This window comes from Streptomyces sp. NPDC051963, assembly GCF_044593495.1.
GTDB lineage: Bacteria > Actinomycetota > Actinomycetes > Streptomycetales > Streptomycetaceae > Streptomyces.
In genome coordinates, this window is the sequence record NZ_JBIUCC010000017.1 from 101,653 (window position 1) to 122,554 (window position 20,902).

The following is a 20,902-nucleotide window of genomic DNA, read 5'->3' on the forward strand; positions in this document are numbered from 1 at the left end:
CGACCTACTTGCCCAGCGCCTGCTGGAGGTCTTCGAGGAGGTCGTCGACGTTCTCGATGCCCACGGAGAGGCGCACGAGGTCGGCGGGCACCTCCAGGGCCGAGCCGGCGACGGACGCGTGGGTCATCCGGCCGGGGTGCTCGATCAGCGACTCGACGCCGCCCAGGGACTCGCCGAGCGTGAACACCTTGGCGCGGTTGCAGACCTCGACGGCCGCCTCCTCGCCGCCCTCGACCTGGAAGGAGACCATGCCGCCGAACGCCCGCATCTGCTTGGCGGCGACCTCGTGACCGGGGTGATCGGGCAGCCCGGGATACAGCACGTGCGTCACGCGCGCGTGCCGGGTCAGCATGTCGGCGATCTTCGTGGCGTTCTCGCTGTGCCGGTCCATGCGCACCGACAGCGTCTTGGTGCCGCGCAGCACCAGCCAGGAGTCGAAGGGCCCGGCGACCGCACCCATCGCGTTCTGGTGGAAGGCCAACTCGTCGCCCAGGGCCGTGTCGCCGACGATCAGCGCACCGCCGACGACGTCCGAGTGGCCACCCATGTACTTGGTCAGTGAGTGCACCACGACGTCGGCGCCCAGCGACAGAGGCTGCTGCAAGTAGGGCGTGGCGAAGGTGTTGTCGACGACGAGCCGGGCGCCCGCTCCGTGGGCGATCTGGGCGACGGCGGCGATGTCGGTGATGCCGAGGAGCGGGTTGGAGGGGGTCTCCACCCACACGGCCTTGGTCTTCGGGGTGATGGCGGCCCGTACGGCGGCCGGATCGCTGGTGTCGGCGACCGACCACTCCACGCCCCACCGGGAGACGACCTTCGCGAAGAGGCGGAACGTGCCGCCGTACGCGTCGTTCGGGATGACCACGTGGTCGCCGGGGCTGAGCAGCGTACGCAGCAGGCAGTCCTCGGCCGCCAGTCCGGACGCGAAAGCGAGGCCCCGGCGGCCGCCCTCCAGGGCGGCGAGGTTCTCCTCGAGGGCGGTCCTGGTCGGGTTGGCGCTGCGGCTGTACTCGTAGCCGCCGCGCAGACCGCCGACGCCGTCCTGCTTGTAGGTCGAGACCTGGTAGATCGGCGGGACCACCGCGCCGGTGAGGGGATCGGCGGTGTTGCCCGCGTGGATCGCGAGGGTCTCGAAGTGCTGACTGATGTGCCTGTCGCTCATGGGTACCGAGCCTAAGCGCTCCGCCGGAATGCCGTGTGTTGTCCGCGGGCCGTGCGTGGCCGGGCGCGCGAGTTTTCCACAGGGCTGCGGAGCAGGTTCGCCAATTGTCGGCGGCGTCTGGAACGCTGGAGGCATGGAGATTCTCTGGGTCCTGATGTCGCTGGTCCTGCTCGGCTTCGTGCTGCTTCCGTTCCTGCGGCGCAGGCGCGGCATGATCGAACAGGTCGCGCCGGGCCACCCTGACGCCGCGGACCCCGAGAACTACGGATTCGTGCGGCAGGAGGAGCTGGACATCCGCATGCCCGGCCCCGACCAGGACCTGCTGGACGTCCTGGACCTGGTGCAGCGCACGCAGGACCACCGGTCGGCGTCGCAGCTCCTCGCGGGCACGGAGGCGGAGGGCGAGCGGCGCTGGCAGCGTGTGCAGGCCTTCGCGGGCGCCGCGTCGCTGGAGCTGGCCCAGCGGCCGGGCGGGGTCGGCGAGACGCCGGGCGGACAGTGGCTGCGGGTGTGGCGGGCCGAGGCGCCCAAGGACGCGGGCGGCGCCGCGGTGCAGGCGGAGTTCCTGGTGCAGCAGGCGTGGCGGACCTCGACGCCCGGCACGGACGAGTTCCGGATCATCATGGAGGAGGCGAAGGCGGCGTGCGGCGACGCGGCCCTGCTTGCTCCCGGTGACCCCGTCCCGTACATCATCGAGCTGTCGGTGGCCCGCGGACTGGCGTACCCCCGCGCGGAGTTCGAGCAGCTCTGGCTGAAGATCCTGGACCGCGCACCGTCCCACATGGGCGCCCACCTGGCCGCCCTGCACTACTGGTGCGAGAAGTGGCACGGCTCGCGCGAGCTGGCGATGTCGTTCACGGAGGCGGCGGCGGCCCGGGCGCCGCGGGGCTCACTCCTCGCCGCCATGCCGCTCTTCGCGGTCTTCGAGCACCTCCCCGAGGTGAACCTGGTCAGCGGCTTCTACCAGAGCGAGGTCGTGACGAAGGCGGTCCACGGCGCGCTGTTCGCGGTGCACTCGGCCCGCCACGACGACCCGATGCTGGCCCACGTCCGCCATCTGCTGGTCTTCTTCCTGGTCCGCTCCGAGCGCTGGGCCGAGGCCATGAACCAGCTGATACACGTCGACGGCCATGTGGGTGCCCTGCCCTGGACCCTGTCCGGCGACCCGGCGGCGGAGTTCGCGGTGTACCGGGCGCTGGCGGTGGCGGGCTACGAGGCGAACGGCGGCACCCCGGCGACGCTGCCGCGCTGACGCAACACCGGGGGCGACGCGCCTGCACGTCGCCCCCGGTTCAGCCGCCCCGGCCTCCGCCGGTCAGCTCTCCGCGCGGGCGGGCAGCCGCCATCCCGGGCGCGGGAAGTGGCAGGTGTAGCCGTCGGGGTAACGCTCCAGGTAGTCCTGGTGCTCGGGCTCGGCCTCCCAGAAGGGCCCGACCGGCTCCACCTCGGTGACGACCTTGCCCGGCCACAGTCCGGAGGCGTCCACATCCGCGATCGTGTCCTCGGCGATCCGCTTCTGCTCGTCGTCCACGTAGTAGATCGCCGAGCGGTAGCTGAGGCCGATGTCGTTGCCCTGGCGGTTCTTGGTGCTCGGGTCGTGGATCTGGAAGAAGAACTCCAGCAGCGCGCGGAAGTCGGTCTTCTCGGGGTCGAAAAGGATCTCAATGGCCTCGGCGTGCGTGCCGTGGTTCCGGTAGGTCGCGTTCGGCACGTCACCACCGGTGTATCCGACCCGGGTCGCGGTCACTCCCGGAAGCCGGCGGATCAGGTCCTGCATCCCCCAGAAGCATCCGCCCGCCAGCACGGCCCTCTGCGTCTGCGCAGCCATTGCGACCCCTCCAATATCTCTCAGCTCGGTCACTCGGGTATCAGTCAGCTCGGTCGCTCGGGCTGCTCGGCCCACACACCACCGGCATCCCCTACCCACTGGCCTCAACGCGTGAGCGTCCCCGTCGATTCCGCACCCGTCTCCGCGCGCGTCTCCGCGCCCGCCCCCTCAGCGCCCCCGCCCCGCGTTGAGGCGGGCGGCCTGGCGGGTGAGGTGGTTGTGTTCGGGGAGGTTGGGGGCCTTCTGGGCGGCCTCGGTGTACAGCTGGGCCGCCGTCGTGAGGTCGCCGGCGCGTTCGTGGAGGTAGGCGGCCACCGCGGTGTGGCGGGGCAGGCAGTCGTCCAGCGCCGCGAGTGCCGCCAGACCGGCGCGCGGTCCGTCGGCCTCGCCGACGGCGACGGCGCGGTTGAGGAGGACGACCGGGCTGTCGGTCAGGCGCGCGAGCTCGTCGTACCACTCGACGATCTGCACCCAGTCGGTCTCCTCGGCGGTGAGCGCGTCGGCGTGGAGGGCCGCGACGGCGGCCTGGGCCTGGAACTCGCCCAGCCGGTCGCGGGCGAGGGCGGTCTGGAGGATCTCGACGCCCTCGGCGATCGACTTCGTGTCCCACCGGCCGCGGTCCTGCTCGGCGAGCGGCACCAGGCTGCCGTCGGGCGCGGTCCGGGCTGCGCGCCGGGCGTGGTGGAGCAGCATCAGCGCGAGCAGCCCCGCCACCTCGGGGTGGTCGATCGCGGCCGCGAGCTGCCGGGTGAGCCGGATGGCCTCGGCGGCGAGGTCGACATCGCCGGAGTAGCCCTCGTTGAAGACCAGGTAGAGGACGCGCAGCACGGTGGCGACATCGCCGGGCCGGTCGAACCGCACGCCGGAGACGGTGCGTTTGGCCCGGCTGATGCGCTGCGCCATGGTCGCCTCGGGAACCAGGTAGGCCTGGGCGATCTGGCGGGTGGTCAGCCCGCCGACGGCGCGCAGTGTGAGCGCGACCGCGGACGACGGGGTGAGCGAGGGGTGGGCGCACAGGAAGTAGAGGTGGAGTGTGTCGTCCGTGGAGGGTGCGGGCCCCGGCGCCGGTTCCTCGTCTACGAGGTCCTCGCGCCGCCGACGGGAGGCCTCCGCCCGGCTCGCGTCGAGGAACTTGCGCCAGGCCACGGTGACCAGCCAGCCCTTCGCGTCCCGCGGAGGGTCGGCCGGCCATACGCGGACCGCCTCGACGAGGGCGTCCTGCACGGCGTCCTCGGCCGCCGCGAACTCTGCTCCGCGGCGGACGAGGATCCCGAGCACGCTCGGCGTGAGGCTCCTGAGCAGGACCTCGTTCACCTCAGAAGTCACTCGGTCACTCCGTGATGGTGGGCTGCACGCCGTAGAACGGGCGCAGTTCGAGCCACTCGTGGATCGGCTTGCCGCCCGCCCCGGGAGCGGCCGACAGCTCCCCGGCCAGCTCGACGGCACGCTCGTACGTGTCGACGTCGATCACCATCCAGCCGGCGATGAGGTCCTTGGTCTCGGCGAACGGCCCGTCGGTGACCGGCGGGCGCCCCTCACCGTCGTAGCGCACCCAGGTGCCCTCGGGAGCCAGCGCCTGGCCGTCGACGTACTCGCCGGTCTTCTCGAGCCGGTCCGCGAAGTCCTGCATGTACTTCAGGTGGGCCGAGATCTCCTCCTGCGTCCACCGGTCCATGGGCACGTCGTTGGCCGCAGCCGGGGCGCCGCGGTAGTGCTTGAGCAGCAGGTACTTGGCCATGGTGGTTCTCCTTGGTACCGGTGCAACCCATCGTGGTCGCGTTCACTGCGGGGACGGAGCCGGTCGCGGGTTCTCGACATCATCGGCCGAACTTTTTTTCTGACCTCTCGGCCAAGTTCCTTTCGGGCGATGGAGGCGACCAAGTATGGAGGCGACCAAGTGGGGCTGCGGCAGCCTCAGCCGCCGCTGCCGTACGGCCTCGTGATGATTTCCAGGTTGTGGCCGTTCGGGTCGTCGAAGTACGTGCCGCGGCCGCCGTCGTTGTGGTTGATCTCGGCGGGACGGCTGTGGAACGGGTCGGCCCAGTAGGCCAGGCCGGCGTCCTGGATGCGGGCGAAGATCGTGTCGAAGTCGTCCTCGGAGACGAGGAAGGCGTAGTGCTGCGGGGTGATCTCGCCGGATGTCTCCAGGTAGTCGAGGGTCACGCCGTTGGGGATCTGCACCGGGATGAACGGGCCGTAGGGCGGGCCGACTTCCAGTCCCAGGATGTCGGCGAGGAACTGGGCCGACGCCTTCTTGTCGTGTGCGGCGACGATGGTGTGGTTCAGCTCGACGGTCATCGTGTGGGCCTCCTCACGCAGCCTCACGCACCAAGATACTCCGAGGTCATTTAAGGTAAGGCTTGCCTTAGCGAGTCGGTGACTGTGCCCTGTTCAGGTCGGAGAAGATCGTGCGTACGTTGAAGTGGAAGGCCGTCATGGCCGCGACCCTCGTCGGAGGGCTGATGGCGGGCTGCTCCTCGGCCTCCGACAACGATGCCAAGACGGCTGCCGACGGGGCGCGCAACCCCGTCATCGGCGCCTCCTCGGACACCGACGGGCCGTCCGCCGCGCCGAGCGCTCTCGCCGACGGCATGGGCTCCGACACCGACGAGGACGGCGCCTTCCCGCGGACGGTCAAGCACTTCCAGGGCAGTACGACCATCAAGAGCGAGCCGGAGAAGATCGCCGTCCTCAGCACCGGGCAGCTCGACGACCTGCTCTCCCTCGGTGTCGTCCCGACGGCCGCCACCCGCGGTGACAACGCCGGGCTCGTACCGGACTATCTGGCGGACGCCTTCCCGTCGTACAAGAAGAAGCTCGCCGCGATGACCGACGCGGGGACCCGGCAGGCGCCCAATCTGGAGACACTCGCCGCGGCGAAGCCCGATCTGATCCTGGTCAACGACTCGCTCGGCGACCTCTACCCCAAGCTGTCGAAGATCGCGCCGACCGTCGTCACCGCCGGCAACGGCATCAACTGGAAGCGGGATCTGCTGCTGGTCGGCGATGCGGTCGGCAAGGGGCAGCAGGCGCAGGAGCTGGTGCGGGACATCACCGCCCAGGCCGGCGAAAAGGGAGCGGACCTCGGGGATCCCACCGTCTCGATGGTGCGGTTCACGCCCGACCGTACGCGGATGTTCGGCATCTCCTCCTTCACCGGGTCCATCGCCGTCGACATGGGGCTGTCGCGGCCCAAGTCGCAGCAGTTCAACGGCATTTCGGAGGACATCGGGCCGGAGAGCGTCGATGTCGCCGACGGGGACTGGATCTTCTACTCGGTGCAGGGTGACGCGGGCGAGACCGACGCGGCGAGCGTGCTGGCCGGGCCGCTGTGGAAGTCGATGAAGGCCGTGACGGCCGGGCACGCGGTGAAGGTCGACGACGACCCCTGGTACCTCAACGCCGGTCCCACCGCCGCGCGTCTGGTCGTACGACAGCTCGCCGAGCACATAGGCAAGTGAAGCCCCGTCGCGTCTGGCGCGTCTGTCTCGTCTGGCCGGCGGTCACGCTCCTCGTGGCCGCCGTCGGCGTGCTCAGCCTCGCCGTCGGCACCCGCGCGGTGCCGCCGTCCGCGGTCGTCGACGCGCTGCTGCACGGCGGGGGTTCGGCCGACGCGCTCGTCGTACGGTCGTTGCGGCTGCCGCGGACCGAAGTGGGGCTGACCGCCGGGGCCGCGCTCGGGATGGCCGGGGCGGCGTTGCAGGCGGTCACCCGGAATCCGCTCGCCGACCCCGGGATCCTCGGGCTCAGCCAGGGGGCGGCGGCCGGGGTGGTGCTCGCGCTCGTCCTCGGGCTCGCGAACGGGTTCGGGGGGTACGTCTGGTACGCCTTCGCCGGGGCCGTGCTGGCCGCGTGTCTGGTGTACGGCATTTCCGCGCGCGGGCGGGGTGGGGCGTCGCCGGTGAAGCTGGCGTTGGCCGGGACCGCGTTGTCGGCGATGGCCGCGGGGGGTACGACCGTCGTCCTCACGTCCAGTTCCTCGACGTTGGACCAGTTCCGGTTCTGGCAGGTGGGGGCGCTCAGTGGGCGGGACGCCGGGACCGTGGGGCAGATGCTGCCGTTCCTCGTGGGGGGTGCGGTGCTGGTGGTGGGCTGTGCGCGGGGGCTGGATGCGCTGGCGCTGGGGGACGAGACCGCGCGGGCGTTGGGGCACCGGGTGGGGGTTGTGCGGGTGGCGGCGGCTTTGGGGGCAACGCTGCTGACCGCGGCGGCGGTTGCCGCGGCGGGGCCGATCGCGTTCGTGGGGCTTGCGGTGCCGCATGTCGCGCGACGGCTTGTGCCTCGGGGTGGGTATCGGAGCGTGCTGCCGTTGTCCGCGTTGCTCGGGGCGGGGTTGCTGCTCGGTGCGGACGTGGTGGGGCGGGTGGTGCGGGCTCCTGCGGAGGTGCCGGCCGGGGTGATGACCGCGTTGGTGGGGGTGCCGGTGCTGGTGGTGCTGGTACGTCGGAGAGGTGCGGTGTCTTGAGCGGGGCGCGGCGGTGGGGCCGGCCGGGGGTGGGGCGCGGGGCCCGGCGTGACGGGGTGCGGCGTGTTGGTGCCGACCAGAGGCACGACTCGCAGCCCGGCGCTGACGGGGCGCCGCGCGCTGATGCCAGCCGGGGGTGGGACGCGCAACCCGGCGCTGACGGGGTGCCGCCTGCGCCCACCCGTGCCGCCCCAGGCGGCACGCATGCCCGCAGCTTGGCGGGGCGGGGTGCGCGCAGCTTGACGGGGCCCAGTGACCGCTGCTGGGCGGGATCGGCCCCCCGTGGATGGAGCCCGCTCCGTCCCTGGCCCGGTGTTTCGCTTCTTCTGCATCGTCGGTCCGCTGTTGTCGGTGTCGTCCTGCTCCTGGTGCTCGGGGGTGTCATGGTCGTGTCCGCGTGTGTGGGGCAGACGTTCGTGTCGCCGGGGGAGGTGTGGCGGACCGTTCGGAGCGGGGCGGGGGCCCATGAGCTTGTCGTGAATGAGTTGCGGGTGCCGCGGATCGTGGTCGGGGGGCTGGTGGGGGCCGCGCTCGGGGTGGCGGGGGCGTTGGTGCAGAGCGTGACGCGGAATCCGTTGGCCAGTCCGGATGTGATCGGGGTCGGGCATGGGGCGGCGGCCGCGACCGTGGTGGCGTTGGCGACCGGCGTGGTCGCCTCCCCCGGTGCGATGCCGGTCGTCTCCGTCGCGGGCGGGCTCGCGGCGGCGGCGCTCGTGTACGTGCTGGCGTGGCGGCGCGGGATGCAGCCGAGTCGGTTCGTGCTGACGGGGGTGGGGATCGGTGTCGCGCTCTCCGCTGTCGTGCAGCTCTATGTCACCGACAGCGAGCTGGAGGCCGCCGAGCAGGTCAAGTTGTGGCTGACCGGGAGTCTCAACGGGCGTGGGTGGGAGCAGGCCGGGCCGCTCGCGACCGTCATGGTGCTGTGTCTGCCGGCGCTGGTGTGGGCGAGCCGGGCGCTGCGGCCGCTCGGCCTCGATCCGGACACCGCGGCGGCTCTGGGCGTAAGGGTGGACCGGGTCAGGCTCGGCCTCACTGTGCTCGGCGTGGTGCTCGCCGCGACGGCGACCGGCGCGGCGGGGCCCATCGGCTTCGTCGCCCTCACCGCACCGCAGCTGGCCCGCCGCCTCACCCGTACACCCCAACTCCCCCTCTTCAACGCCGCGTTGACCGGCGCGGTAATCCTCGTCACCGCCGATCTCGCCGCCCGTACGCTGCTGCCCCCGCTGGAGATCCCGGTCGGCGCGCTCACCTCGCTCGTAGGTGGGCCGTATCTGCTGTGGCTGCTGGGCCGCCGTACCGAAACGGCACGCTGAAGGCCCCGGAGGAGCGGCCGACGCGCCTCCGGGGCCTTCGGGCACCGACTCAGATCGTCGCGGTGTCGATCACGAACCGGTAGCGGACGTCGCTCGCCAGCACCCGCTCGTACGCGTCGTTGATCTGGTCCGCGCCGATCAGCTCGATCTCGGCACCGAAGCCGTGCTCGGCGCAGAAGTCCAGCATCTCCTGGGTCTCCTGGATGCCGCCGATGCCGGAGCCGGCGAGGGTCTTGCGGCCGGCGATCACCGAGAAGAGGTTGAGGGCGACGGGCTCCTCGGGGGCGCCGACGTTCACGAAGGCGCCGTCCGTCCTGAGGAGGGACAGGAACTGGTCCAGGTTCAGCGGCGCCGAGACCGTGGACAGGATCAGGTCGAAGGTGCCCCGGAGGTCCTCGAAGGTCTTCGGGTCGCTGGTGGCGTAGTAGTGCTCGGCGCCCAGCTTCAGGCCGTCGTCCTTCTTGCGCAGGGACTGCGAGAGCACCGTCACCTCGGCGCCGAGCGCGTGCGCGATCTTGACGCCCATGTGGCCGAGGCCGCCCATGCCGAGGATCGCGACCTTCTTGCCGGGGCCGGCGTTCCAGTGCTTGAGCGGGGAGTACGTGGTGATGCCGGCGCAGAGCAGCGGCGCCGCCTCGTCGAGCTTGATGCCGTCGGGGATGCGGACGACGTAGTTCTCGTCGACGACGATCTTCTCGGAGTAGCCGCCGTAGGTCGGCTCGCCGTCCTTGTCGAGGGCGTTGTACGTGCCGACGTTGCCCTTGACGCAGTACTGCTCCAGACCGGCCTTGCAGTTGTCGCACTCGCGGCACGAGTCGACCATGCAGCCGACGCCCACGCGGTCGCCGACGGCGAACCGGGTGACGCCGGGGCCGACCTCGGAGACGACGCCGGCGATCTCGTGGCCGGGCACCATCGGGAAGATGGCCTCGCCCCAGCCCTCGCGGGCCTGGTGGATGTCCGAGTGGCAGATACCGGCGAACTTGATGTCGATCAGCACATCGAATTCGCGGACCGCGCGGCGCTCGATCGTGGTGCGCTCGAGCGGAGCCTTGGCGGAGGGTGCGGCGTACGCAGCAACAGTGGTCATGCCGGGGTTCTCCTAGCGGGATATGCGCCCCCGGTCGCCTTCTGACCGGGCACGACGTCCAGCGTGCCGGAGCCGTCGGCATTCACCCAGGTCACAGCTCTGTGTACGTTCGCTGGTCCTACTACTGCTGGGGTCAGGCTCGTGTGCGTACGACCGTGAATACTTGAGGCATGGACGAACAGCCCGAACCTCTGCGTGAGACCGGTGGGGCCCTGGACCGGCGTGCGGAGCTCAGTGAGTTCCTGCGCAGCCGGCGTGCCCGGCTGAAGCCGGAGGACGTCGGGCTGCCGGACTTCGGACGGCACCGCCGGGTGCCGGGGCTGCGCCGTGAGGAGCTGGCGCAGCTGGCCGGGGTGTCCGTGGCGTACTACACGCGCCTGGAGCAGGGCAACGGACGGAACGTGTCGGCGGAGGTACTGGACGCCATCGCCCGTGCGCTGCGGCTGAACGGCGCCGAGCACGCCCATCTCACGCATCTGGCGAAGCCCAAGCAGCACAAGAAGAAGCAGTCGGGGCGGACGCAGCAGGTGCGGGCGTCGCTGCGGCAGCTGCTGGACACCATGGACGACGTTCCGGCCTACGTCGGAGGGCGGCGGACGGACATCCTGGCCTGGAACCGGATGGCCGCGGCCGTCTTCGGCGACTGGGGCGAGCTGCCGGAGCGGGAGCGGAACTGGGCACGGCTGGTGTTCCTCAGGCCCGAGTACAAGGACCTGTTCCAGAACTGGGAGCAGAAGGCGATCGACATCGTCTGTCTGCTGCGCATGGACGCCGGGTGCTACCCCGACGACTCGCGGCTGTCCGCCCTGGTCGGCGAGCTCTCCGTGAAGAGTGAGGACTTCCGGCGGCTGTGGGCGACCCATGACGTCAAGGAGAAGAGCCACGGCCTCAAGCGGCTGCACCATCCGCTGGTCGGCGATCTGGACCTTCAGTTCGAGTCGTTCCGGCTGCCCGACGACTCCGAGCAGACGATGGTCGTCTACCACCCGGAACCGGGGTCGCCCACGGCGGACGCGATGCGGTTGCTGGCGAGCTGGGGGACGGACGCGACACGGGCGGGAACCGGGACCTCAGCGCCCTCGGCCTGACCGGACCCCGCGGTGATCAGCCCTGATACGGCGGTGCCGCACCCCAGCCCCACTTCGGCACCGGCTGTTCGGCGGGCGGTGTCGCGTCCGGGCCCGAGAAGTACACCGCCAGCCTGGTCCCCCACTCCACATACGCCAGGAACGCGGAGCGGAACTCGGCGTCCGTCGGCAGGCCCGCCTCGTCCGCGGCGTCCTGGATGAGGTTCACCCAGCGGCGGCGCTGGGGCTCGGTGATGTTCCGGCCGATGTGCTTGGCGACCATGTGGCCGTGGCCGCCCTGGGTCTCGGAGTAGGCGGACGGGCCGCCGAAGACCTCGCCGAGCCAGAGGGCGACATGCTCGGCGTGTTCCGGGGCGAGGCCGGCGAAGACCGGGGCCAGGAGGTCGTCCTTGAGGACCCGGTCGTAGAAGGCGTCCGTGAGACGGGAGAGGGCCTCCGCGCCGCCCGCCCAGGCGTACAGCGTCGGCACGGACGCGCCCGTGCCGCGTACCGTCGTGGGCCGGTAGTGGCGCATCTCCTCGATGTGGCCGATGTACGCGCGGATCGCGGAGAGGAAGTCGGGGAACAGGTCCGACTTCCGGAAGCCCTCCAGGTGGTCCTCGGTCGATGTCCAGGTGATGCGCAGGACGTAGTGCTCGAAGTCCTCCTCGCAGCGCGTCAGTTCGTAGTCGACGCACTGCGGTGCCGCCGCCAGCTGGGCCGCGGCTCGGGTGTAGGCGGCCAGGAACTCCGCCGACTGCTGCTCGGGGATGCGGTACCGGATGTATTCGACGCTGTGCGCGGTCATAGGGCCCACACAAGCACGACACGACCGGCTCTGACAGCGATATACGGGCTCGCTCCTGGGTCGCGTACAGCCTTCTCATGCATCTCTTATCCCGGCCTTATCCCTTCATCACGGTGCGTACCTAGCTTGCGGCGCATGTTCTTCACCTACCTGAGGCGCGAGCTGCGCCGCCGCAGAAAGGCGGCCCTCGTCGTCGCCTCCGGCCTCGCGCTGGGTATCGCGCTGGTCATCGTGGTCAACTCCGTGTCCTCCGGCATGGGGAAGGCGCAGGACAAGGTCCTCGAGTCGCTGTACGGGCTCGGTACGGACATGACCGTCACCAAGGCGGCCCCGGCACAATCGGATGATTCACAGCAACGTCCTCGCTTCCAGTTCGACGCGGCGAACGGCGAGGAGGAACAGAGCAGCGACCGGGTCATGGTGCAGGGCTTCCAGACCCTGGCCGACTCCACCATCGCCAAGGTCGGCGACCAGGACGGCGTCTCCGACGCGGTCGGCGGTCTCAGCCTCCAGGTCCTCAAGGTGAACGGCAACTTCACGCCCGGCCAGTTCCAGCAGGGCGGCGGCGGGGGTGGCGGCGGCGGGGGCGGCGGCGGTCAGCCGGAGGGCGAAGTGCGGGGCGGTGGCGCCGACTTCGACGTCGACAACTACTCGGTCTACGGCACGGACGTCACCAAGCCGGCGCTCGGTCCGCTGACCTCCTCGAAGATCACCAGCGGTCGTACGTTCAAGTCGTCGGAGACCAACGCGAAGGTCGTCATCGCCGACTCCTCCTACGCCAAGGAGAAGTCGCTGAAGGTCGGTTCCACGGTCACCGTCAAGAGCGTGAAGTTCGAGGTCATCGGTATCGCCACGGCCGACAGCGGTGACTCGGCGGCGAACCTGTACATCCCGTTGCAGCAGGCACAGACCCTCAGCGACTCCAAGGACAAGGTCACCACGATCTACGTCCAGGCCGCCGACTCGCAGCAGATCGACAGCGTCAAGTCCACGATCCAGAAGAACATTTCGGGTACGACCGTGACGACCTCCGCGGACCTCGCGGACACCGTCTCCGGCTCCCTGTCCACCGCGTCCGACCTCGCGACGAGCGTCGGCAGGTGGCTGTCGATCGCCGTGCTGGTGGCGGCCTTCCTGGTCGCCGGGCTGCTGACCTCCTCCGCCGTTTCCCGCCGGGTGCGCGAGTTCGGCACGCTCAAGGCGCTGGGGTGGAAGTCGGGCCGGGTGACCCGGCAGGTCGTCGGCGAGGCGATCGTCAACGGCCTGCTGGGCGGCGCGCTCGGTATCGCCATCGGCCTCGCGGGCGCATATGTGGTGACGGCGATCAGCCCGACGCTTCAGGCCCAGTTGGGCGGTGGCGGCGGCGGTGGCACGGGCGGCGGCCCCGGCGGCGGTGGCGGCTTCGGCGGCGGAGCGGCCCGGACGGCTTCCCAGACCCTCGACGTGGCTCTCACGGCTCCCGTGAGCGTGACGACGGTCGCGATCGCGGTGGGTCTGGCGGTGGCGGGCGGCCTGATCGCGGGGGCGTTCGGCGGCTGGCGAGCGTCGAGGCTGCGTCCGGCGGACGCGTTGCGCCGGGTCGAGTAGCCGACTCGCATGTGGGGTGCCGCCGCGGCACCCCGCAGCCACAACCGACGCGCACCACCCCGAACCCCACCCAGGAGCCATCCACATGTACGAACTCAGAAGCGTCACCAAGCACTACACCCGAGGCAAGGAAACCGTCCGCGCCCTCGACGGCGTGGACCTCACCATCTCCGACGGCGACCGCCTGGTCATTCAGGGCCCCACCGGCGGCGGCAAGTCCACCCTGCTCCAGATGCTCGGCGCCCTGGACCGGCCCACCGCGGGTGAAGTCGTCCTCGACGGCATCGACCTGGCCAGGCTCTCCGAGGCCCGGCTCACCAAGGTCCGCAGCGAGAACATCGGCTTCGTCTTCCAGTCCTTCAACCTGATCCCCACGCTCACCGCGCAGGAGAACGTCGAGACCGCGCTGGTACCCCTGGGGGTGAAGACGAAGGAGCGGCGCGAGCGGGCGGCCGAGGCGCTGAAGTCGGTCGGGCTCGGCGAGCGGCTCGGGCATCTGCCGGGCGAGATGTCCGGCGGTCAGCAGCAGCGCGTGGCGATCGCGCGGGCGCTGGTGAAGCAGCCGAAGGTGCTGCTCGCCGACGAACCCACCGGCAACCTCGACGAGTCGATGCGCGACGAGATCATGGACGTACTCGAATCCATGTGGAAGGAGTTCGGGCTCACTTTCATCATGGTCACCCATGACTCCTCGATCGCGAAGAAGGCCCCGCGCGTGGCCACCATTCGGAAGGGCCGTATTTCGGTCAAGGAGAAGGCCGTCTAGTCGAGACGACACGGGTGCGACCCCCGCTGTGCAGAGGACACCGGGCGGCGGTCGCATCCGTGACGACCAGAACGGCGAGACAAGTGGCCGGAATTCGGCACCGGGCCGTCCGTCGATCCCGTAACAGAACAATCCTGTCCGTCACTTGTCTATTGAGGTGCCTGATCTTCCACCGGCATACTGCCGAATCCGGGGGGAGCACGCGCATGCGTGCGAGACGACCCCCGGCCGGGTGAACGGGGAATTCACCCGGTACCTCAGGTTGGGGGAAATTTGCGCAGACAAGTGAAAAGTGCATGCGCGGCCACCGTCGCCACAGCGGCCGCCGTCGCCCTCGCAGCGGGCATGACCAGCCCGGCGTCGGCGAAACCCGAGCAGAGCGCGGCCCCGGGCTCCGCGAAGCTCGCCGCGCCTCACCGCATCACGCTCATCACGGGTGACCGGGTAGCCGTCGACGCGAAGGGCCAAGTGGTCGGCCTGGAGCGGGCGGAGGAGCGCAGGCACATACCCGTGCAGGTCCGCGAGGACGACGGGCACACGCTCGTCATACCCGCCGACGCGGCCCGTCTGGTCGCCACCGGCAAGCTCGACCAGCGGCTGTTCGACATCACCGAGTTGAACAAGTCCGCGACCCGTTCGTCCCAGAAGAACGGTCTGAAGGTCATCGTCGGCTACCAGGGCGCCGCCACGGCCGCCAAGTCCGACGTCCGGGACGCGGGCACGCTCCGCAGGACCCTCAAGTCCCTGAACGCGGACGCGGTGCAGACGCCGCAGCAGGACGCGCCCGAGCTGTGGGAGGCGGTCACCAACGGCGACCGGACGGCCTCCGGCATCGCGCACGTCTGGCTCGACGGCACCCGCAAGGCCAGCCTCGACGTCTCCGTGCCGCAGATCGGCGCCCCGAAGGCGTGGGCCGCCGGCTACGACGGCAAGGGCGTCAAGATCGCCGTCCTGGACACCGGTGTGGACGCCACCCACGCCGACCTGAAGACCCAGGTCATCGAGTCCAAGAACTTCACGCCGGCCGCCGACGCCACCGACCACTACGGTCACGGCACGCACGTCGCGTCCATCGCGGCGGGCACCGGCGCCAAGTCGGGCGGCAAGTACAAGGGTGTCGCGCCCGGCGCCAAGATCCTCAACGGCAAGGTCCTCGACGACACCGGCTCCGGTGACGACTCCGGCATCCTCGCCGGCATGGAGTGGGCGGCCGCCCAGGGCGCCGACGTCGTCAACCTCAGCCTCGGCGGCATGGACACCCCCGAGGTGGACCCGCTGGAGGCGGCGGTCAACAAGCTGTCCGCCGAGAAGGGCATCCTCTTCGCCATCGCGGCGGGCAACTCCGGCCCGGAGTCGGTCGGTTCGCCCGGCTCCGCGGACGCCGCGCTCACCGTCGGCGCCGTCGACGACAAGGACGTCCTCGCCCCGTTCTCCAGCACCGGCCCGCGCGTCGGTGACGGCGCCATCAAGCCGGACGTGACCGCGCCCGGCGTGGACATCACGGCCGCCGCGGCCCCGGGCAGCGTCATCGACCAGGAAGTCGGCCAGAACCCGGCGGGCTACCTGACCATTTCCGGTACGTCCATGGCGACGCCGCATGTCGCGGGCGCCGCCGCGATCCTCAAGCAACAGCACCCGGACTGGACGTTCGCCGAGCTCAAGGGCGCGCTGACCGGTTCCACCAAGGGCGGCAAGTACACGCCGTTCCAGCAGGGTTCGGGCCGGATCCAGGTCGACAAGGCCATCAAGCAGACCGTGATCGCCGACCCGGTGTCGGTGAGCTTCGGCACGCAGCAGTGGCCGCACACCGACGACAAGCCGGTGACCAAGGCGCTGACGTACCGCAACCTCGGTACGAGCGACGTCACGCTCAAGCTGACCTCCACGGCCACCGACCCGAAGGGACAGGCCGCTCCGGCCGGCTTCTTCAAGCTCGGCGCCACCACGGTGACCGTCCCGGCGGGCGGCAAGGCCACCGTCGACATGACCGCCGACACCAGGCTGGGCGGCGCCCTCGACGGCGCGTACTCCGCGTATGTGACGGCGACCGGCGGCGGCCAGAGTGTCCGTACGGCGGCCGCGGTGCAGCGTGAGGTCGAGTCGTACGACGTCACGGTCAAGCACATCGGCAAGGACGGGCAGCCGTCCGAGTACAACACCATTCTGCTCGGCTACTCGGGTCTGGGCACGGACCGCGTCTACCAGGTCCCGGCCAGCGAGTCGGGCACGACCACCATGCGCGTGGCCAAGGGCACCTATCTGCTGGACGCCTGGATCGCGAAGGACTTCGTGAACCTGGAGGGCGGCATCGACTGGCTGGTCCAGCCGAAGCTGAGCGTCACCAAGAACACCTCGGTGACGATCGACGCCCGTACGACCAAGGCGGCCGACATCACCGTGCCGGACGCCGCGGCCAAGCAGACCTTCGGCATGATCGGCTACTCCTACGCGGCGGCGGGCCTCGGCATCGGCGTCGGTCTCGACTCCTTCGCCAATGTGCGCATGGCGCACCTCGGCGGGGAGGTCACCGGTCTCACCCAGACCTGGAACGGTCAGTGGACCAAGGGCGCCGACACCGAGTACGACGTGGCCACCACCGCCAAGGTCAAGAAGATCCAGGGCGACAAGGTCCGGCACTTCACGGCGGGCGAGCTCGCCAAGGTGAAGACCGACATCGGTGCGGCCGCCGCCGACAAGACCGGCGGGATCTTCACCATCGGGCTCTTCCCCGAGGACGCCGTCTTCGGGTCCTCGGTCGCGCAGAAGCTGCCCGGCACACGCACGCTGTACCTGTCGACGTCCGACAAGATCCAGTGGACGTACGACGTCGAGCAGTACGGCGGCAAGGACGCGGACGGCTTCCCGGTCCTGGAGGCGTACTACTCGCTGGGCACCCCGCAGACGTTCCAGGCGGGCAAGACCTACAAGAAGACCTTCAACAAGGCGGTCTTCGGTCCGAAGCTGAACTCGGACTTCGGGCTGTTCCGTGAGGGCAACAACATCTACGGGTCCCTGCCGCTGTTCGCGGACAGCGCCGGGCACGCGGGCCAGTCGCTGTTCACCTCGGTGAGCACCTCTCTGTACCGCAACGGCACCAAGGTCGGCACCAACGACGACCCGCTGATCGGCGAGAAGGCGTTCAAGGTCCCGGCCGGCGACGCCGAGTACAAGCTGACGACCTCGGTCAAGCGGAGCGTCAAGGTCGCGGCCGCGTCCACGCGGATCGACGCGAGCTTCACCTTCCGCTCCAAGAAGCCGGCCGACTTCGCCAAGCTTCCGGCCTCCACGGTCCGCTTCAACGCGACCACGGGCCCGGACAGCCGCGTCGAGGCCGGTAAGACGGTCAAGATCCCGGTCGTCGTCGAGGGTTCGGCCAAGGGCAGCAACCTCAAGTCGCTGACGGTGTACGTGTCGTACGACTACGGCCAGACCTGGAAGAAGGTCACCGTGACGAACGGCAAGATCACCGCGAAGAACCCGGCGAAGGGGAAGGCGATCTCCTTCCACGCCAAGATCACCGACAAGAAGAACAACAAGTCGACGATCTCGATCTACAACGCGTACTACGGCAAGTAACAGGCACGGCAGGTAACAGGCAATGAGCAAGCGGCCTGTACGGGACCTTGAGTCCCGTACAGGCCGCTTCGCTGTTCGGTGGGAGGAGCCGGAGGTCAGACCGCCGAGCCCGCCTTCCACTGCGCCCAGTCCATGTTCCAGCCGTTGAGGCCGTTGTCCGGCGCGATGGTCTTGTCGCCGGTGTTCTGGACGACCACGACGTCACCGACGATGGAGTTGTTGTAGAACCAGTAGCCCGCCGTGCCCTTGTCGTTGGCGCCCTTGGTGTCGTTCAGGCCGACGCAGCCGTGGCTGGTGTTGGTGCTGCCGAAGACCGAGTCCGCACCCCAGTAGTTGCCGTGGATGAAGGTGCCGGAGCTGGACAGGCGGATGGCGTGCGGCACGTCCTTGATGTCGTACTCGCCCTTGCCGTCGTCGTCGGTGAAGCCCACGGTCGCGCCGTTCATGCGCGTCTCCTTGAACTTCTCGGACATCACCATGACGCCTTCGTACGTCTTGTTCTCGGGCGAACCGGCGGAGATCGGGATGGTCTTGATCGTCCGGCCGTCCTGCGTGACCTTCATCTGCTTGGTGTTCGCGTCGACGTACGAGACCTGGTTGCGGCCGATGGTGAAGGTGACCGTCTTCTGCTGTACGCCGTAGACACCCTCGGAGCCCTGGACGCCGTCGAGCGCGAGCTTCAGGGTGACGGTGGAGCCGCCCTTCCAGTACTCGTCCGGCCGGCAGTCCATGCGGGTGTCGTTGAACCAGTGGCAGACGACCTCCTGGCCGCTGCTGGAGGTGACGGTGACGCCCTTCTGGACGGCCGCCTTGTTGGTGATCGCCTTGTCGAAGTTGATCGACACCGGCATGCCCACTCCGACGGTGGAGCCGTCCTCCGGCGTGAAGTAGCCGAGGAAGCTGTTGGCCGGGGAGACCGTGCTGAACGAGGCGTTCTCGTGGGCGACGCGGCCGTCGGAGTCCTTCGCCTCGGCCGTCACCTTGTAGGTGGTGGACCGCTCCAGCTGGGCGCTGGGCTTCCAGCTGGTCTTGTCGGCGGATATCTCGCCCTCGACGGCGGAGCCTTCGGCCGTCGTCATGGTCACCTCGGTGAGCGTGCCCTTGCTCACGGTGACGGCGGTGCCGTTGTTGATGGATGCGTTGTCCGAGCCGTCCTTCGGCGTGATCTTGATCTGGGCCTCGGAGGTCTTCTTGGCCGCCGCCTCGTCGACATTCGCCTGCGAGGTTTCGTTGCCGCCGTCGGAGGCGTTGCTGTCGCCGCCGGAACAGGCCGAGAGCACCAGGACACCGCCGAGCAGTGCGGACGCGGCCATGAGGCCCCTGCGCCGCTTACTGTCCGTTATCACACGCTTCTCCATCGTTGCCGAATCCCCAAAACCCCGAAAGCCCCCGTGAACAAACATCATCAAGAACATCAACGCTACGACCGGTTCGTCCCGTTCCACATCCTTCGGATGTGTGGGGCGCACCACGTCCGCGGGGCGGATGGTGCGCATGTCGGTCAGTGCGCCCCATGAGACGACGAAACCCCGGGCGGCGGTTGCCGCCCGGGGTCACGATTTTCCCAAGCCGCGTCAGCCGACCGCGCTTTTCAGGTCTTTCGCGTCTTCTTCGTCGCCGTCGTCCTCGTCGACATCATCCTCGTCGAGGTCCCACTCGGGCGAATCCGGGTCGTACTCGATCTGCTCGCTGCTCCAGGAAGCCTGCTGGAGCTCGATCCCCGGCACCTCGCTGACCAGGTCGAACGGGTCCACGAGATACGCGAGAGCCTCTGCCGTGTCTTCCGTCACAGCGCTCTCGGCGTGGGCCCGCTCCTCGGCCGGCATATCCGCACCGTCCGCAATGCGGGCAAGTGCCGCTTCGGTGAGGTCGTCGGCATCGTCGACCTCGATCACGAGCTCCACGCGAATCCGTACAAAACGTGATGTCTCAGAAGTGCTCATGCCCGGAGCGTACGACTCATGGCCCCCGTGACTTTCCCGTGACCCGCGCCTTTCACTAACATCGCCTCACACGGCCAATTCGCCAGCGCCACAAGGGGATCGATATTCCGTGTCATCCGCTCGCCGTCCGTTGCTGACCGCCACCGCCGCGGGAACCCTGCTGGGCGCCCTGTGGTTCGTCCCCTCCGCCAACGCGTCCTGGGACGGACCGTCGAGACCGGAACCCTCGGCGACCCCGACTTCGCAGGTCACCACACAGGCAAGGGTGACCACGACGGCTTCCGGCGACGGCACCCGACTCGCCGACACCGGAAGCTTCGACACCACCCCCTATGTCATCGGCGGGAGCTTCTGCCTCGCCGTCGGTGCCGGGTTCGTGGTGTATTCGGTACGCCGTGAACGACTGGGTTTTTAAAGCACTTGACGTACCTTTGACTTGAACCCCATAGTCCGCCCATGAAGAGATCATCGGGCGTGCGTACAGCCGCCACGGTCGCCGTGAGCGTGCTGTCGCTCGCCCTTGTCACCGGCTGTTCGAGCGAGGAGTCGGGCGGCGCCAAGGCGTCGGACGCGGAGGGCTCCTCCTCGCCGAACCGGGCCGCCAAGGCGCTCAGCGCCGCCGAGTTGGAGAAGCTGCTGCTCGCCGAGGGCGAGATCGAGGGCTACAAGGTCGCCTCCGGCGACGACACCCTGCCGAAGTCCAAGAGCGAGGTGAAGACCGACAAGGCCGAATGCGGGCCGCTCGCCTGGGCCATGGCCGGTCTCGCGCCGGGCGACACGGACACGGGCGCGAGCAACACGGTCACCGCGGACCCGGCGTCGGACGCCGCCTCCGAGTCCGCCGAGGACCCCACCGAGGCCGACCTGGAGAACGCCTTCTCGGTCAACATGACCTTCGTGGGCCTCTCCTCGTACGAGGGCGACGGCGCCGAGCAGGCGCTCAAGGCCGTCTCCGACGGGATCGCGGCCTGCGCCGGCGGGTTCACCATCACGGCCCAGGGCGAGACCCAGAAGATCACCAAGGTCTCCTCGGAGCAGGGCTCCGCGGGCGGCGACGAGTCCGTCGCCTTCGTCCTGGACTCCGACATGGACGGCGAGGGCACGGCCGCCTTCAGGACCCAGGTGGTGCGCCAGGGCAACACCGTCGCCACGTACTACACGGTGGACTTCGCCACGATGGGCACCGGCAAGGCGGCCGAGGTCCCGTCGGCCGTGACCACCGCCCAGGCGGCCAAGCTCAAGTGACCGTCCCGGGCCCTGCCGTCGCCGTACGGCAGGGCCCCGACCGTCCCGACCG

The 20,902-nt window shown here is 69.6% G+C and carries 19 protein-coding genes; 10 read left to right on the forward strand and 9 right to left on the reverse strand.

Annotated elements, in window-relative coordinates; all coding sequences use genetic code 11:
- Positions 1-4: 4 nt before the first annotated feature.
- Entirely contained in the window at positions 5-1,162 is a 1,158-nt protein-coding gene (locus ACIHFB_RS44250; RefSeq protein WP_365284102.1) for a cystathionine gamma-synthase, read from the reverse strand.
- A gap of 133 nt (positions 1,163-1,295) precedes the next feature.
- Here ACIHFB_RS44250 and ACIHFB_RS44255 point away from each other — a divergent pair, with 133 nt between their 5' ends.
- Entirely contained in the window at positions 1,296-2,414 is a 1,119-nt protein-coding gene (locus tag ACIHFB_RS44255) for a hypothetical protein (protein ID WP_400129821.1), read from the forward strand.
- 63 nt (positions 2,415-2,477) lie between these two features.
- On the opposite strand, the gene msrA is transcribed toward ACIHFB_RS44255, so the two are convergent.
- From msrA to ACIHFB_RS44275, 4 genes are all read right to left on the reverse strand, one after another.
- Positions 2,478-2,990 carry a peptide-methionine (S)-S-oxide reductase MsrA gene (gene msrA, locus ACIHFB_RS44260; RefSeq protein WP_365284098.1) on the reverse strand — a complete coding sequence of 171 codons (513 nt, stop codon included), beginning with the start codon at positions 2,988-2,990 and terminating at the stop codon, positions 2,478-2,480.
- A 168-nt stretch (positions 2,991-3,158) separates the two neighbouring features.
- Positions 3,159-4,304, reverse strand: coding sequence for an RNA polymerase sigma factor (locus tag ACIHFB_RS44265; RefSeq protein ID WP_400129833.1), 1,146 nt, complete (start codon positions 4,302-4,304; stop codon positions 3,159-3,161).
- Between the two features lie 16 nt (positions 4,305-4,320).
- Entirely contained in the window at positions 4,321-4,728 is a 408-nt protein-coding gene (locus tag ACIHFB_RS44270; protein ID WP_400129822.1) for a YciI family protein, read from the reverse strand.
- 176 nt (positions 4,729-4,904) lie between these two features.
- A complete protein-coding gene (locus ACIHFB_RS44275) occupies positions 4,905-5,288 on the reverse strand; it encodes a VOC family protein (RefSeq protein WP_365284094.1) in 384 nt (127 codons plus the stop codon).
- A gap of 110 nt (positions 5,289-5,398) precedes the next feature.
- Here ACIHFB_RS44275 and ACIHFB_RS44280 point away from each other — a divergent pair, with 110 nt between their 5' ends.
- The 3 genes from ACIHFB_RS44280 (at position 5,399) to ACIHFB_RS44290 (ending at position 8,768) form a co-directional block, all read left to right on the forward strand.
- A complete protein-coding gene (locus ACIHFB_RS44280; protein WP_400129823.1) occupies positions 5,399-6,451 on the forward strand; it encodes an ABC transporter substrate-binding protein in 1,053 nt (350 codons plus the stop codon).
- Positions 6,448-7,455 carry a FecCD family ABC transporter permease gene (locus ACIHFB_RS44285; protein WP_400129824.1) on the forward strand — a complete coding sequence of 336 codons (1,008 nt, stop codon included), beginning with the start codon at positions 6,448-6,450 and terminating at the stop codon, positions 7,453-7,455. Before ACIHFB_RS44280 ends, ACIHFB_RS44285 begins: the two co-directional genes overlap by 4 nt.
- 239 nt (positions 7,456-7,694) lie before the next feature.
- Complete coding sequence (locus ACIHFB_RS44290; protein WP_400129825.1) at positions 7,695-8,768, forward strand: FecCD family ABC transporter permease; 1,074 nt, start codon at positions 7,695-7,697, stop codon at positions 8,766-8,768.
- Positions 8,769-8,817: 49 nt separating this feature from the next.
- Here the strand turns inward: ACIHFB_RS44290 and ACIHFB_RS44295 are convergent, their stop codons facing one another.
- A complete protein-coding gene (locus ACIHFB_RS44295; RefSeq protein WP_365284089.1) occupies positions 8,818-9,858 on the reverse strand; it encodes an NAD(P)-dependent alcohol dehydrogenase in 1,041 nt (346 codons plus the stop codon).
- 170 nt (positions 9,859-10,028) lie between these two features.
- Here ACIHFB_RS44295 and ACIHFB_RS44300 point away from each other — a divergent pair, with 170 nt between their 5' ends.
- Complete coding sequence (locus ACIHFB_RS44300; protein WP_365284087.1) at positions 10,029-10,946, forward strand: helix-turn-helix transcriptional regulator; 918 nt, start codon at positions 10,029-10,031, stop codon at positions 10,944-10,946.
- A gap of 16 nt (positions 10,947-10,962) precedes the next feature.
- Here ACIHFB_RS44300 and ACIHFB_RS44305 read toward each other — a convergent pair whose 3' ends face one another.
- A complete protein-coding gene (locus tag ACIHFB_RS44305) occupies positions 10,963-11,733 on the reverse strand; it encodes a group II truncated hemoglobin (RefSeq protein WP_400129826.1) in 771 nt (256 codons plus the stop codon).
- Positions 11,734-11,868: 135 nt separating this feature from the next.
- On the opposite strand from ACIHFB_RS44305, the gene ACIHFB_RS44310 reads away from it, so the two are divergent.
- The 3 genes from ACIHFB_RS44310 (at position 11,869) to ACIHFB_RS44320 (ending at position 17,662) form a co-directional block, all read left to right on the forward strand.
- Positions 11,869-13,320 (forward strand): ABC transporter permease, encoded by a 1,452-nt coding sequence (locus ACIHFB_RS44310; RefSeq protein ID WP_400129827.1) that lies wholly within the window; start codon positions 11,869-11,871, stop codon positions 13,318-13,320.
- Positions 13,321-13,405: 85 nt separating this feature from the next.
- On the forward strand, positions 13,406-14,086 hold the full coding sequence (locus ACIHFB_RS44315; protein WP_365284079.1) for an ABC transporter ATP-binding protein: 681 nt from the start codon (positions 13,406-13,408) through the stop codon (positions 14,084-14,086).
- Between the two features lie 285 nt (positions 14,087-14,371).
- Positions 14,372-17,662 (forward strand): S8 family peptidase, encoded by a 3,291-nt coding sequence (locus ACIHFB_RS44320; protein WP_400129828.1) that lies wholly within the window; start codon positions 14,372-14,374, stop codon positions 17,660-17,662.
- Between the two features lie 95 nt (positions 17,663-17,757).
- On the opposite strand, the gene ACIHFB_RS44325 is transcribed toward ACIHFB_RS44320, so the two are convergent.
- Entirely contained in the window at positions 17,758-19,020 is a 1,263-nt protein-coding gene (locus ACIHFB_RS44325) for an Ig-like domain-containing protein (RefSeq protein WP_365284075.1), read from the reverse strand.
- A gap of 216 nt (positions 19,021-19,236) precedes the next feature.
- The gene (locus ACIHFB_RS44330; RefSeq protein WP_400129829.1) at positions 19,237-19,605 is read right to left on the reverse strand and encodes a hypothetical protein; all 369 of its coding nucleotides are present in this window, start codon (positions 19,603-19,605) and stop codon (positions 19,237-19,239) included.
- A gap of 109 nt (positions 19,606-19,714) precedes the next feature.
- On the opposite strand from ACIHFB_RS44330, the gene ACIHFB_RS44335 reads away from it, so the two are divergent.
- Both ACIHFB_RS44335 and ACIHFB_RS44340 read left to right on the forward strand, forming a co-directional pair.
- Entirely contained in the window at positions 19,715-20,020 is a 306-nt protein-coding gene (locus tag ACIHFB_RS44335) for a hypothetical protein (RefSeq protein ID WP_365284071.1), read from the forward strand.
- A 41-nt stretch (positions 20,021-20,061) separates the two neighbouring features.
- On the forward strand, positions 20,062-20,850 hold the full coding sequence (locus ACIHFB_RS44340; RefSeq protein ID WP_365284069.1) for a hypothetical protein: 789 nt from the start codon (positions 20,062-20,064) through the stop codon (positions 20,848-20,850).
- The last annotated feature ends 52 nt before the right edge of the window (positions 20,851-20,902 follow it).

Bases quoted from the DNA above. Each gene is read 5' to 3' on its own strand.
- ACIHFB_RS44250 (WP_365284102.1), bottom strand. From the start codon at position 1,162: ATGAGCGACAGGCACATCAGTCAGCACTTCGAGACCCTCGCGATCCAC.
- ACIHFB_RS44255 (WP_400129821.1), top strand. From the start codon at position 1,296: ATGGAGATTCTCTGGGTCCTGATGTCGCTGGTCCTGCTCGGCTTCGTG.
- msrA (WP_365284098.1), bottom strand. From the start codon at position 2,990: ATGGCTGCGCAGACGCAGAGGGCCGTGCTGGCGGGCGGATGCTTCTGG.
- ACIHFB_RS44270 (WP_400129822.1), bottom strand. From the start codon at position 4,728: ATGGCCAAGTACCTGCTGCTCAAGCACTACCGCGGCGCCCCGGCTGCG.
- ACIHFB_RS44275 (WP_365284094.1), bottom strand. From the start codon at position 5,288: ATGACCGTCGAGCTGAACCACACCATCGTCGCCGCACACGACAAGAAG.
- ACIHFB_RS44295 (WP_365284089.1), bottom strand. From the start codon at position 9,858: ATGACCACTGTTGCTGCGTACGCCGCACCCTCCGCCAAGGCTCCGCTC.
- ACIHFB_RS44300 (WP_365284087.1), top strand. From the start codon at position 10,029: ATGGACGAACAGCCCGAACCTCTGCGTGAGACCGGTGGGGCCCTGGAC.
- ACIHFB_RS44305 (WP_400129826.1), bottom strand. From the start codon at position 11,733: ATGACCGCGCACAGCGTCGAATACATCCGGTACCGCATCCCCGAGCAG.
- ACIHFB_RS44310 (WP_400129827.1), top strand. From the start codon at position 11,869: ATGTTCTTCACCTACCTGAGGCGCGAGCTGCGCCGCCGCAGAAAGGCG.
- ACIHFB_RS44315 (WP_365284079.1), top strand. From the start codon at position 13,406: ATGTACGAACTCAGAAGCGTCACCAAGCACTACACCCGAGGCAAGGAA.
- ACIHFB_RS44325 (WP_365284075.1), bottom strand. From the start codon at position 19,020: ATGGAGAAGCGTGTGATAACGGACAGTAAGCGGCGCAGGGGCCTCATG.
- ACIHFB_RS44330 (WP_400129829.1), bottom strand. From the start codon at position 19,605: ATGAGCACTTCTGAGACATCACGTTTTGTACGGATTCGCGTGGAGCTC.
- ACIHFB_RS44340 (WP_365284069.1), top strand. From the start codon at position 20,062: ATGAAGAGATCATCGGGCGTGCGTACAGCCGCCACGGTCGCCGTGAGC.